The sequence below is a fragment of the Citrobacter sp. S55_ASV_140 genome (assembly GCF_018919505.1).
GTDB lineage: Bacteria > Pseudomonadota > Gammaproteobacteria > Enterobacterales > Enterobacteriaceae > Citrobacter > Citrobacter werkmanii.
On record NZ_JAHLQZ010000120.1, the window covers coordinates 1 to 12,503 of the forward strand.

Here is a 12,503-nt window from a genome sequence, read left to right on the forward strand (position 1 = left end):
CCCCTTTTATCGTGCTGAATTGGACATAAAAAATTTTGTCTGGCGCCTCAGCCGGGATTTTTTCGCCGTCTTTACACGACGTAAATTGATTTATATCAATTAAAAACAACTTAATTTTGCATGCGAAAAAATGGGTTATTTACCTTATTTTTACCTTTTCGTGCTTATTTTTAGACAAAACAGGTCAGCATTAAGTGAGAATCAAAGTGATTCCGGCAGTGGTTTGGGTAGAACCGCTTTGCATAACAGTACATAAAAACAAGCAGTTCGCATAAAAGTAGACATTAATAACGGTATGTAACTTATTGGCTGCAATGATGTTTTGATTGAGTGTAATAATTCGTGTCAATGCTTCATGCGTTTTTAATCAAATGAATAAAAATGAATATATGTAAAGTTAAAATTACACATTATTCTATAAACAAGTTATCTTTCACTTGAAATATCGTTCCATTTTACCTCGCTTTATTAACAGTTTTATTACGATTGTGAATGTTTTTTACCGTTGACATGTTTTTATACTGACTGCATATTTCATCGCCATAAGCGTCTTATTGCGTTCAGGAGATGATGACGATGCCTTCTCGAGATTATCCCGATATCCGAAAAGCCAGGGGTACCCGATCTAAAGATATGGTTCTTTTAAGTGCCCGTGTTGATAATTCTCTGTGGGAATATGTCCGAACGCTGGCATTTGAAACGCGAAAAAGTAAACAAGATATTATCGCTGAGGCGTTAATGCTACATCGTTCTATTAACCAGGGCGAGAATCAAGAGTAAACCTGGCTGACCTTATTCCGGATTTTGAATGAAATCTGAGTAGTGAATTATTTATTGCCACTTCATTATTGCCTTTATTGGTGTGTTTTTGATTTCTCCCCTTGGTATTCAGGGGGCTTTTTTATGAGGACTTTCTGCCTTCATAACAAAGTTGATAGCAAAATTCACAATTAAAAGTGAGTAAAAATATGAAAAAGTCAGCAGTGGTATTAGCAGTGATGGCATTAGGCATCACTGCCGCTCATGCAGCGGAAATTTATAATAAAGATGGCAACAAACTTGATTTGTACGGCAAAGTAAAAGCGGTCCACTCCTGGACTGACGGCACCGATGCTGACGGCACCTACGCACGTCTGGGTTTTCGCGGTGAGACTCAAATCAACGATCAACTGACTGGCTATGGTCAGTTTGAAAGTCAGTTTGATGCCGCTAAAGCAGAAGGTTCTCAGAATGGTGTTAATACACGTCTGGCGTTTGCTGGTCTGGATTATGGCCATGACGTTAGCTTTGACTACGGTCGTAACTACGGTATCGCTTACGACGTGGGAGCTTACACTGACACTCTTTCAGAGTTCGGCGGTGACTCCTATGAAAATACTGACCGCTTCCTTACTACACGCACTTCTGGCGTTGCAACACTCCGCACCAAAAATCTGTTTGGTGCCGTTGATGGCCTGAGCCTTGGCGCGCAATATCAGGGTCAGGATGATACCGATAAGGATCCAACGAAACAGCATGGCAATGGCTACGGCTTCTCCTTGGGCTACGATAATATCGCCGATTCCGGCGTGTCTGCGATTGCGGCCTACACCACCAGTTCAGTGACTGCTCAGCAGAAACAGAATGGTTGGGATGGCGAAAACGCAGAGTTCTGGGGTGCTGGCCTGAAGTATGATGCTAACGCCATCTACGTAGCGACGATGTATGGTGAGTCCCACAACCTGATTCAGGATGCGGACAAAGCTGAGCACTTTGAAGCAATGGCTGCGTATGTGTTTGATTTTGGTCTGCGTCCGAACGTGGCTTATGTCCATACGCGTGACAACAATAATAATGATCTGACCGAATATGTGGCGCTGGGTACGGACTACTACTTCAACAAAAATATGGTTGCTGATGTAGGTTATAAAATTAACCTGCTTGATGGCGCTGACGGCGACAACCAGGTTGTTGCGGGTCTGACCTATCAGTTCTAATTTGTTGTGATAATATGTAAAAGGCGTCTTTTGTAAGACGCCTTTTTTACATCTGCCTGCTTTTAATGGATCAAATTAAACCGATCAGGATTATTAAAGCGGGCGATTTTTTTAAACCAGAATATATGTGTTTTCTGAAGATGGTGTTGATGTTGAATTAACATGTCCATTTTTACGCATTTTAAAGTGAGTTTATAAATTTCCTGATGAGTATTTTGTTGGTTATTTATACATTTATTAAATGTTGACATTAAATAACGGACTGGTTTGAATAGACCTGGTAATGAATTTATACCCTTTTAGGGTTAGCGAATCGCTGTTTATATCATTGCGTGAGGCTGATAATCGCAGCAATAAACAACGCAACGGCACCACGCAGCGTGGCGTTAATGATGGCCTGAGCGCCGCTTCCCAGCAGATTAATATTGCGCGGCACGCTAAGTTGACGGGCGAGGGGCATCACCAGCGAGGTGGTCCCCTTAAAGATTCGCCAGCGTCAGCAGGGAAGGAATTTGCGACAGCAGATATAACAGCAGCCCAATAGAACCGCCGACCAGCGTGCCGTTGACGCGAATAAACTGCAAATCTTTGCCAATGTTTAGCTCAATTTGCTGTGACATATCGCGCGCATCCCAGCTTTTCACCGTGTCGCTAATGTGGCGCGTCAGGAAGGCGGCGAACTCCGGCGCAACCTTATGCGCGGCCTGCTCCAGATGCCCATTCAATGAAGCGCGCAGGGCGCTGTCGGCAACCAGCGTTTCACCGAACCACTGCCCGGCATTGGCAATGCGCTGCTTCACGCGAGAATCATCGGCGTTGATATCGGTTTTCAGCCACTGACGCAGGTCTGCCCACAGCTCGCCGAGATAACGGTTGAAGGCTTCGTCTTCTTTCAGATAGCTTTTGAGGCTTTCCGCTCGCACGACCATTTCCGGATCGTGTTTGAGCTTATCGATGAGCTTAAACGTCGCGCGATCGAAGGCGTGGCGGATCTGATGGGCGCGATCGTGGCTGATGTCATCCAGCAAAGAGTTTACGGCGTCAGAAACCAGTTCGGCGCTGTGCTCGCCCAGCCATTCTGTCGGCAGGATCTTCGCTTTCAGCGGATGTTCGGTCTCCAGCCAGTGCACGATCTGCCGGGCGATAAATGCCCGCGAGCTATCGCGTTGCAGCAGAGCGATCAGTTGGGCGATCAGCGTGTCGAGCAGCACCTGATGGCGATTGTTTTTGGTCATGCTTTCCAGCATCAATGCGCTGGTTTCAGAGAGATCAACTTTATCGATGGCCTTGTGCACTGCCCGCTTGATCAGCCGCTGAATGCGGGCGTCGTCGGTCAGTTCGAGAAAACCGCTCATAATTTGCAGCAGGTGCTGGCCGATACGTCGGGCGTTTTCCGGCTGGCTGAACCAGTTCCCGATCAACAGCGCCGGTTCATGGCGGCGGATCAGCGCGACCAGGGACTGAGTGTCGAGAAATTTTTCCTGCACAAACTGACCGAGATTTTCCCCGATCCGATCCTTATTGCGCGGGATAATCGCCGTATGTTGCGAGATAAAAGGGATCGGCACCCGGCGAAAAAGCGCCACCACGGCAAACCAGTCCGCCAGTGCGCCGACCATCGCCGCTTCAGCGATCGCTTTGATTCCGAGCACCCAGAAGTTAGGCGGCAGAAACAGCGTGATAACGAAAGTGGCGGCGGCAATCAGCAGCAATGAGAGCGCCAGTCGTTTGGCGCGTTTGAGTTCAGCAATTTTATTCATAGGCTTAAGAATAGAGCCAGACGACAGGATCGTGCAAAAAATGTGGTGCGGCCCTCGTTTTTAGGCGACCAGATCTTACTCCGGGATCCAGTTGTCCCAGGCAGGTAAGGGACCGAGTTCCGCTACCAGAAAATCGATAAACGATCGTACCTTGGGGTTGCTGTACTTACTGGGAAAATAGAGCGCATACAGGGCATGAGTTTCACAGGTAATCGTGCCGTCGAGCATCAACGGCGTTATCTCTTCTTTTTGAATATGATCGCCAATCAGGTAAGTCGGCAAGTACGCCACGCCCTGATCTTCCAGTACCGACTTCAGTAATACCAGGCTGCTATTGGCCTGGATCGGCATATGCAGTTTGAGTTGATGCAGACGATCATGTTCATCAGCCACTTTCAGCACTGGCGTGAGACCCGGATACACCAGGCAATCATGGTTGACCAGATCGCTGCGGCGCTGGGGCATGCCTTTTTTGGCAAGGTAGCCGGGTGAGGCGCAATACGCCCAGCGGACAGGCACCAGCTTGCGCATGGCATAGTTCTGCGGCGGCGCGGTAGAAATGCGCAGAGCGATGTCGAAATCCGTTTCGTTCAGATTCACGAAGTTATCGTTGAGATCGATATATAAATTCACATCCGGGAACTGAGCGCGATATTTATCCACCAGGTTCACCAGTCGGGAATAACCAAACGCAATTGAGCAGGTTATACGTAATTCACCCTGTGGACTGTGGTAATAACCGGAAGTGGTATTCAGCGTTTCATCGAATTCTTTCAAAAGCTTATTAGCGCGGTTGAAGAGATATTGCCCGGCGTCGGTCAGGGTAATACTGCGGGTGGTGCGTTTAATTAACGTCGTCCCCAGCGTGTCTTCCATCGCGGCCAGGCTTTTACTGACCGCAGACGGCGAGACATTGAGCTGCGCCGCGGCTTCTGACAGCCCCCCGCAATCGACGATTTTCGTAAAAAATTCCAGATGCTTGAGTGAAATCGGCGTACTCATAGTTTCCTTTAATTCACAAGTGATTTGCAAAAACGGTACGAATAGGCCGTTACATTCGGCTTTTAAACATGCAACTATTGAATCACAGGAAACAACTTACTGGCAAAATGAAAAAATAACAACTTAGGTGAGTTACGTCACAAAATAACAGGAGGCGCAACGGCAACTCATCACATTGTGAATTTAATCTCATTAATTATTATTCTAAAGGTACCGATTATGTGGTCACGACTCGAACCCTACAGATCGTCGATTATTTTATTAGTTGCTCTGGTGATTGGCGGCTTATTAGGTATTTATGCCCCATCGTTGGCAGGTAAACTCCAGCCAATAGGTCAGATATTCTTAAACCTGTTATTTATGATTATTGTGCCGCTGGTGGGGATCAGCGTTATGTCTTCGATCGCCAGTATGACCGACCTGAAAAGGCTGGGACGCATTATGGCGATTATCTTTATTGTTTCGATCGCGATGGCCTTTATTCCGGCGGCCGGGATCGTCGCGCTGGCGCTCTGGTATAACCCGGCGCAGGGCGTCACTATCGATCTCTCGCAGTCCGTGCAGGCGGGCAGCGGCAAGATGGATTTTGTGAGCATGATTACCACCAGCGACTTTATTGGACTGTTTTCTAAGTCCAATATCCTGGCGCTGATCGTGATGGCGATCATTGCGGGTGTGGCGATTGGCCAATCGGATCAGGCTGGGAAACGCATTGCCTCACTGCTGGAAGATGCCAACACGGTGATCATGAAGATCGTCTCAATCATCATGAAGGTTGCGCCGATTGGTCTGGGCTGCTACTTCGCCGCCACCATGGCCAGCCAGGACTCTGCTCTGCTGCTAACCTTTGCCCGCGCCATTGGCCTGTTTATGGTTGCTACGCTGGTCTACTTTGTTTTTGGCTCTATTCTCTATTCGTACATTGGCGGCGGTATTCCGGCGGTAAAAGCCTTTTGGCGTAACGCGATTGAACCCTCTGCGACCGCGCTGGGGACCTGTTCTTCGCTGGGTACGCTACCGGTGACACTGCGCGCCGGTAAAGCGATGGGGATCAACCCGGAAATCGTTGATGTCTCTATTCCGCTGCTGGTGAACCTGAATAAAGGCGGCGTGGCGATGATAGCCGCACTGAAAATTGTCTTTATCTATTCCGTGCTGGGTATGGAGTTCACCACCGAAACCTTCTTCCTGACGATGCTGATTGCGGTGCTCTCCGCCATTATCGTCGGCGGCGTACCCGGTGGGGCGTTCCTTGGCGAGATCTTTATCGTCACCACGTTGGGTCTGCCGATGGAAGCGATCCCGATGCTGGTGGTACTGGGCACCATTACCGATGCGCCAGCTACATTGATTAACGTCATCCATGATTTGAATGCGGCACAGATTGTCGAACGGTTCGCTGGAAAAAAGCAGACCAACACTGAAATAAACTCTACTGCTGCGGTGGTATAGGTTTTCACACGGATTAAGAACAGGAGAAGTTATGAAAGACGCTATGAAGCTTGAAACGCATCTGGTCGTTGCTGGTCGCGACAAACGCTATACCCAGGGAGCGGTGAATCCGGTGATCCAACGCGCCTCTTCGCTGGTGTTCGATACCGTGAAGGATAAGAAATTTGCCACCGCCAACCGTGCTAACGGCGAACTGTTTTACGGTCGTCGCGGAACCTATACGCATTTTGCCTTCCAGAAAGCCATGAGTGAGCTGGAAGGCGGTGTCGGCTGCGCGCTGTATCCGTGTGGAGCAGCAGCGGTGACCAATGCGATTCTGGCGTTCGTCCAAAGCGGCGATCATATTTTGATGACGGGCGCGGCCTATGAGCCAACTCAGGATTTTTGCAATAAGATCCTGAGTAAATTTAACGTGGAAACAACGTATTACAATCCGTTGATTGGGGCTGGGATCGTTGATCTTCTGCGTCCCGAAACGAAGGTGGTGTTCCTCGAATCACCAAGTTCTATCACGATGGAAGTCCAGGATGTACCGGGAATGGTGAAGGCTATCCGCGCGGTGAATCCGGAGATTGTCATTATGATCGACAATACCTGGGCGGCGGGTGTTCTCTTCAAAGCACTGGATTTCGGGGTGGATATTTCCATTCAGGCAGGAACCAAGTACACCATAGGCCATTCGGATGGCATGCTGGGAACGGCGGTGTCTAACGCCCGCTGTTGGGACCGTTTGCGAGAGAACTCCTATCTGATGGGGCAAACGCTGGATGCCGATACAGCCTACAACGGTAGCCGAGGATTACGTACGCTGGCGGTACGTCTGAAGCAGCATCAGGAGAGCAGTATTCACATTGCTCGCTGGCTGTCGGCAAGGCCGGAAGTGGCGCGGGTGAATCATCCTGCATTAGCGGAATGTCCGGGACACGAGTATTTTCAACGTGACTTTGCCGGAAGCTCAGGCCTGTTCTCGTTTGTGCTGAAAAAGAGACTGACCGACGAGCAGATGGCGAATTTCCTCGATAATTTCTCGCTGTTCCATATGGCTTATTCTTGGGGCGGTTTTGAGTCACTCATTCTGGCGAATCAACCGGAAGAGCTGAACAGCATTCGCCCGGCCGGAGAGGTTGATTTCAGCGGCACGCTGGTCAGGGTGCATATTGGTCTGGAAGATGTTGACGATCTGATTGCCGATCTGGAAGCGGGGTTTGCGCGCATCGCGTGAGGTGACAGACTCGCTGCCGGATGGCGTTGATCCTTATCCGGCCTACGTAACCCAGTAGGCCGGATAAAACGCCTGCATGACATACGCGGTGACGTTATATTTACAATCAAATTAACTCATAATCAGTCATTTTAGATCATTTTTTATCAAGGATAATCTTAATCACGATTTTTATCATCCCTCCTGGATAGCATAGTTACTGATTTTTAGGGTTACTGGCACAGAGGGGATGATGAGTTATGAAGCTGAAAGATTTATTCACGAGGACACCAACTGAACGCCGCCATTATGGCGTTGCCGTGTTAGTCGGCATCGTTTCTGGCGTACTTTCTGCATTTGTTAAGTGGGGGGCCGAAGTTCCTCTTCCACCCAGGACATTTTCTCTGGGAAGAAATGAGTTTAATCCTCCGTACCTTTTTCTCAGAGACTATTTGGGGATTGATCCCACGCAAACGGTCTATACCTTTTCTGAACATGTGATTAATCCGGTTATGGTTACGCACATCATATTTTCATTAGTGTTTGCAGTCGGGTATTGCGTTGCAGCTGAAATTTTTCCAAAAGTTAAACTTTGGCAGGGGGTACTGGCAGGTTTAATCGTGACGGTGGCAGTTCATGGCATCTTCATTCCCGCACTACATCTTTCGCCGCCCTTGTCTCAGCTACCATTTGATGAATATGTGTCGGAAATTATTGGGCATATTTTCTGGTTTTGGGTCATTGAAATGATTCGCCGCGACCTGCGTAATCGGATCACGCATGAACCCGATGCGGAAGTTCCGTTATCTCTCGTCAGATGATTAAAAGTAGATGCACAATGATGGATTGCCCCCAACCGCTAAACACAATATCAGTGTTCACGAATGGGGGCAGTTCGTAGAAGGTTAACTCTCTGCGGCTAATGCGGTTGCCTCATGCTGGCGTACGCGCTTCAGTAAGCCTGCCAGCGTGAACACGACGGCAATACCTGCCACCACCGCCAGCAGATGAAACGAAATCCTGCCGCCGTTGAACCATAACCAACGCCCAATTTCGACAGAAACCGCCATCACCGTCAGGATCACCATATTCAACGACGCCGAAACCGTACCCTTCGGTAAGTTGTTGGAAAATAGTGTAAAGCGGAATAACGTTGGGAAGATCATTCCAATGCCAAACGCATACAGGCTGGTCCCCAGTACTGACCACAACCACACGTGCGGCCACAGTAAATTGCCAGCAATCAATACCGCCAGCCCGCTCAACTGAATGGGAACCGCTCGCCAGATAAAGCGTGGCCGGGTCGGATCCTTCACGAAGCGGACGACCACCATATTGGCGACGATCACTGCGCCAAACACCGGCGCCTGCGCCCAGGCAAACTGGGATGTGGTCATGCCGCCAGCATCAATGAGGATCACCGGTGAGACTGCCACCCAACTCATCATCGGGATATAGCTCAACGACAGCGTGGCTGCGCCAAACAGGAACACCCGGTTGCGGAAAACGTCGCGAAAATCACGTAAGACGCTGCGCGCACTGAACGGCACCGCGCCACGCTGGACGGTTTCTGGCATTGCTAACGTGAGTCCAATGAGTGCGATAAGCCCCATGACGGCGATAATGGCAAACAAGATCTTCCAGTGTACAAAATGCATCAGCGCGGCTCCGGAAAGCGGGCCGATAACCGGCGCCACCAGCACAATGGAGGTGATTACCGCCATCAGCTTAATAGCCTTTGTTTGCCCAAATGCCTCCTGCACCGTGACATAGCCGACGGTGGCGATAAAACAGATGCTGGTGCCCTGCACAAAACGGGCGACCAGAAATTGCGTCATCGAGGTGGTGAACAATGTGGCAGCGCAGGCGAGCGTAAAAATTAGCGCTCCCGCAATCAGTACCGGACGGCGGCCAATCCGATCGGAAAGCGGTCCTAACAACCATTGCAGCGCCATACCACCAGCCAGATAGAGACTGACCGCTGCGGGCGCCAGACTGACATCGGCGTTGAAATCGCGTACGACATTAATGATGCCGGGCTGGATCAAGTCCGTCGACAGATAGGCGGCGAAATCATACAAAATCAACGCAATAGGAAAAAATAGCGTCGTAGCGCGTTGGGAGAAAAACGCGAGAATCCGTTGCATAAAACAGCTCCTTGTCGGGAGAAAACCCTCAACGGGAATAACGAAATTCAATACCGTCTTTAAGACGTCAGGTCGATGACAGAATAAAAGCAGACTGCAAATGTACTGAATTTCATGTAATCAAAAACGCTGTCGGCGTGAAGCGCAAACAGGAGAAACGCTCACTAACGCAGGGTCAGAAAGCGTAACGATTACAGGTAACAATCAGCACATCGCACCTCAAGAAGAGTAAGTTGAACGGGTAGCAACCATTTGCAGTGTAATGTGGATTGGATATTAATTAAACGAGTTTATCCGGTTTATTTGCAGAAAATCGCCACGTTTATCAGAGTAAGATGTTTTGCAAAAAACGCAGCGCGATGGCACAACCGAAGATGATCAGTACGCCGCCGGCGATACGCTCTACCCACAATATCCCTCTGGTTAAGCGTCGCTGGATCTGCGGTAAACCGATGAACATGACGATCAACAGATCCCAGAACAGCACCACGCTGGTCATCCATATCCCGCTCATGCTTTGTTGCAGCAACGTCACCGACGGGCCGAGCAGGGCGGTCATTAGCGCCAGATAAAACAACGCATTTTTAGGGTTGAGTAGTGACGAAGCTAACCCCAGCAGCAGCTGTTTGCCAAATCCTGGACAGGTCGACTGGGCGTCTGCTCCGGTCAGAGTTTGTGGACGGCTGCGTATCAGCAGACTGCCAATCCACAATAAATAGAGTGCGCCCAATAGCTCAATAACTGTAAACAGCAGAGGAAGCTGACGCAGGATCCCCCAACCGATAATCGCCAGCAGGATATACAGCCCGTTGCCGATGGCGATCCCCACGCACAGCCCGGCGCTGCCGCGCATCCGGTAACGTACGGCATAGCCGACCAGTAAAAAGAAGTCCGGACCCGGGCTAAGGAGTGCGACAAAATGCGCCAGCGCCAGCGCGGGAAACGCAGACGGAAAAAGTTCAGCAAGCAGTGACATAGTGACCTCAGAGAAGGAATCCGAGTTCACCCTACGCCTGATGCCGCGCTAATTATTGTCTGATATTGATCGTCCTAATGCATACTGACGCGGTGTAGCCGCGGTGTAGCGCACAAAGGTGCGATGGAAATGGCTCTGGTCGGCAAACCCGCTCTGGTAGCCGACATCCGCAATTTCGTCCCCGGCACGCAGCCGCTGGCGGGCATAGTTAACTCTCAGGATATTCAGATAACTCCCCGGCGTCAGGCCGGTGTCCTGCTTAAAGTTACGGATCAGCGTCTCTTTACGCATGTGGCATTCATAAGCCAGATCGTCCAGCGAGGGGGGCGCAAACAAACAGGACTGCAACCGTTCACGCAGATACGCGCTGGCAGCGCTAAGGTTTTCCGCTTTTACCGATTGCAAGGGCAGCGAGCGCAGCAGTGCCTGCGCGGCATCGGTTATCTGTGTCGTTTGTTGCCGCTGCATGAGCGCCACGAGGCGCAAATAGCGCTGGAATAATTGCGGATCGCGGATAACGGGAGTGCGTGGGTAAAGCTGCTGATTGCTGCTCAGCGCAGGCAGATGGGCCAGGCACCATCGGGCATCAAGATAGAGCATATGGTAACTGCGAAACCGCCCATTCACGGGGTTACAGCTGTGAGGTGCCAGCGATGGGATCACAATGAGGTCGCCTGAGCTCAGGAGGTATTCTTTGCCATCACACTGGCAGCACGTCTCACCTTCAAGAATCGCTCCAACCGAGAGCTGAGAATGATGATGACGTTTATAGGCTTGATGACTACGCCAGGTGCTGCGCAGTTCCAGCCACGGCAACTGCGCGTCACGCCAGAACGATTGTGGAATATCCCGGGTATGCGTCACATCGCGCCCTCCATGAAAGTGATGATTTGTTATAGCACAGGGTGTGCGATGAAAAAGCGGGAATGTGCATTGAGGTCGTGATTCTGCGTGATACGTTCCAGATAAATGCGGACGTTACAAAGGGACGTTTTTATCTCTGAAATCGCCTCGCAAAGAGAGAAAGTTGCAGGTGAGGGTGTGGTTTACCAGCGCTACATTCACGGCATCTTATTCCCAGGTGACGGATCGCCATGAGTAAAGCAACGACTTCTACCCCGCATGATGCGGTCTTTAAAACGTTTTTACGTCACCCAGAGACCGCACGGGATTTTCTGCAAATACATCTTCCTGTTTCGCTATGCGAACTTTGTGACCTTCAGACGCTGAAACTCGAGTCCGATAGTTTCATTGAAGAGAATTTACGCGCGTCTTATTCCGACGTGCTTTGGTCGGTGAAAACGACGGAAGGGGATGGATATATTTATGTAGTGATCGAACACCAGAGCACACCGGATGCACATATGGCATTCCGGTTGATGCGCTATGCGGTTGCGGCCATGCAGAAACACTTAGATGCCGGGCACCAGCAATTGCCGCTGGTGGTGCCGATGCTGTTTTATCACGGCGCTAAAAGTCCATACCCCTGGTCGCTGTGCTGGCTGGACGAGTTTGCGAACCCGAAGTTGGCGCGTCAGCTGTATACTGCGGCGTTTCCACTGGTGGATATTACAGTCATACCGGATGATGAAATTGTACAGCATCGGCGTATGGCACTGCTGGAGTTAATTCAAAAACACATCCGTCAGCGCGATCTTATGGGGCTTGTTGAACAAATTGTTTCCCTGCTACTTACTGGACTGACTAATGACAGCCAGATAAAGACGCTGTTTAATTATATTTTGCAAACTGGCGATGCACCTCGATTCAGTGAGTTTATTCGTGGGGTCGCTGAACGTTCACCGCAGCATAAGGAGCATTTGATGACGATCGCGGACAGATTGCATGAGGCAGGTTTTCAAAAAGGATGGCTAAAAGGTCTGCAGGAAGGTAAACAAGAAGGTAAACAGGAAGGTAAACAAGAAGGGCTGATAGAGGGGCAGCGAACTGAGGCGCTCCGTATTGCTTGCACCATGCTGGCAGATGGCA

At 50.0% G+C, this 12,503-nt stretch carries 11 protein-coding genes and 1 pseudogene; 6 read left to right on the plus strand and 6 right to left on the minus strand.

The genetic code is table 11. The features are described 5' to 3' along the window. The first annotated feature begins 576 nt into the window (after positions 1-576). Both KQJ18_RS16305 and KQJ18_RS16310 read left to right on the plus strand, forming a co-directional pair. A complete protein-coding gene (locus KQJ18_RS16305; protein WP_042312608.1) occupies positions 577-780 on the plus strand; it encodes a hypothetical protein in 204 nt (67 codons plus the stop codon). 188 nt (positions 781-968) lie between these two features. After that, complete coding sequence (locus KQJ18_RS16310) at positions 969-1,976, plus strand: porin (RefSeq protein WP_199952556.1); 1,008 nt, start codon at positions 969-971, stop codon at positions 1,974-1,976. A gap of 325 nt (positions 1,977-2,301) precedes the next feature. Here the strand turns inward: KQJ18_RS16310 and KQJ18_RS16315 are convergent. The 3 genes and pseudogenes from KQJ18_RS16315 to KQJ18_RS16325 form a co-directional block, all read right to left on the minus strand. Continuing rightward, positions 2,302-2,460 (minus strand): annotated as a pseudogene (locus KQJ18_RS16315) (MFS transporter); the annotation flags it as partial. Then, a complete protein-coding gene (locus tag KQJ18_RS16320; RefSeq protein WP_216422308.1) occupies positions 2,456-3,736 on the minus strand; it encodes a DUF445 domain-containing protein in 1,281 nt (426 codons plus the stop codon). The gene KQJ18_RS16320 and the pseudogene KQJ18_RS16315, both read right to left, overlap by 5 nt. Positions 3,737-3,811: 75 nt before the next feature. After that, a complete protein-coding gene (locus KQJ18_RS16325) occupies positions 3,812-4,738 on the minus strand; it encodes a LysR family transcriptional regulator (RefSeq protein WP_137351346.1) in 927 nt (308 codons plus the stop codon). A gap of 219 nt (positions 4,739-4,957) precedes the next feature. Here KQJ18_RS16325 and KQJ18_RS16330 point away from each other — a divergent pair, with 219 nt between their 5' ends. The 3 genes from KQJ18_RS16330 (at position 4,958) to KQJ18_RS16340 (ending at position 8,212) form a co-directional block, all read left to right on the plus strand. Then, complete coding sequence (locus KQJ18_RS16330) at positions 4,958-6,190, plus strand: dicarboxylate/amino acid:cation symporter (protein WP_038636908.1); 1,233 nt, start codon at positions 4,958-4,960, stop codon at positions 6,188-6,190. A gap of 31 nt (positions 6,191-6,221) precedes the next feature. Continuing rightward, positions 6,222-7,412: a cystathionine beta-lyase gene (gene metC / locus KQJ18_RS16335; RefSeq protein ID WP_216422310.1), complete on the plus strand. Its 1,191-nt coding sequence runs from the start codon at positions 6,222-6,224 to the stop codon at positions 7,410-7,412. Between the two features lie 239 nt (positions 7,413-7,651). Continuing rightward, positions 7,652-8,212, plus strand: a complete 561-nt coding sequence (locus tag KQJ18_RS16340; RefSeq protein ID WP_038636914.1) for a DUF1440 domain-containing protein — start codon at positions 7,652-7,654, stop codon at positions 8,210-8,212. An 84-nt stretch (positions 8,213-8,296) separates the two neighbouring features. Here KQJ18_RS16340 and mdtM read toward each other — a convergent pair whose 3' ends face one another. From mdtM to KQJ18_RS16355, 3 genes are all read right to left on the minus strand, one after another. Then, a complete protein-coding gene (mdtM, locus tag KQJ18_RS16345; protein ID WP_038636916.1) occupies positions 8,297-9,538 on the minus strand; it encodes a multidrug efflux MFS transporter MdtM in 1,242 nt (413 codons plus the stop codon). A 325-nt stretch (positions 9,539-9,863) separates the two neighbouring features. Next, a complete protein-coding gene (locus tag KQJ18_RS16350) occupies positions 9,864-10,514 on the minus strand; it encodes a LysE family translocator (protein WP_085048372.1) in 651 nt (216 codons plus the stop codon). Positions 10,515-10,562: 48 nt separating this feature from the next. Further along, positions 10,563-11,378 carry an AraC family transcriptional regulator gene (locus tag KQJ18_RS16355; protein WP_038636922.1) on the minus strand — a complete coding sequence of 272 codons (816 nt, stop codon included), beginning with the start codon at positions 11,376-11,378 and terminating at the stop codon, positions 10,563-10,565. A 230-nt stretch (positions 11,379-11,608) separates the two neighbouring features. Here KQJ18_RS16355 and KQJ18_RS16360 point away from each other — a divergent pair. Then, the coding region (locus KQJ18_RS16360) for an Rpn family recombination-promoting nuclease/putative transposase (RefSeq protein ID WP_216422311.1) at positions 11,609-12,503 on the plus strand (895 nt) is incomplete at its 3' end.

Bases quoted from the DNA above. Each gene is read 5' to 3' on its own strand.
- metC (WP_216422310.1), top strand. From the start codon at position 6,222: ATGAAAGACGCTATGAAGCTTGAAACGCATCTGGTCGTTGCTGGTCGC.
- mdtM (WP_038636916.1), bottom strand. From the start codon at position 9,538: ATGCAACGGATTCTCGCGTTTTTCTCCCAACGCGCTACGACGCTATTT.
- KQJ18_RS16305 (WP_042312608.1), top strand. From the start codon at position 577: ATGCCTTCTCGAGATTATCCCGATATCCGAAAAGCCAGGGGTACCCGA.
- KQJ18_RS16310 (WP_199952556.1), top strand. From the start codon at position 969: ATGAAAAAGTCAGCAGTGGTATTAGCAGTGATGGCATTAGGCATCACT.
- KQJ18_RS16320 (WP_216422308.1), bottom strand. From the start codon at position 3,736: ATGAATAAAATTGCTGAACTCAAACGCGCCAAACGACTGGCGCTCTCA.
- KQJ18_RS16340 (WP_038636914.1), top strand. From the start codon at position 7,652: ATGAAGCTGAAAGATTTATTCACGAGGACACCAACTGAACGCCGCCAT.
- KQJ18_RS16325 (WP_137351346.1), bottom strand. From the start codon at position 4,738: ATGAGTACGCCGATTTCACTCAAGCATCTGGAATTTTTTACGAAAATC.
- KQJ18_RS16330 (WP_038636908.1), top strand. From the start codon at position 4,958: ATGTGGTCACGACTCGAACCCTACAGATCGTCGATTATTTTATTAGTT.
- KQJ18_RS16350 (WP_085048372.1), bottom strand. From the start codon at position 10,514: ATGTCACTGCTTGCTGAACTTTTTCCGTCTGCGTTTCCCGCGCTGGCG.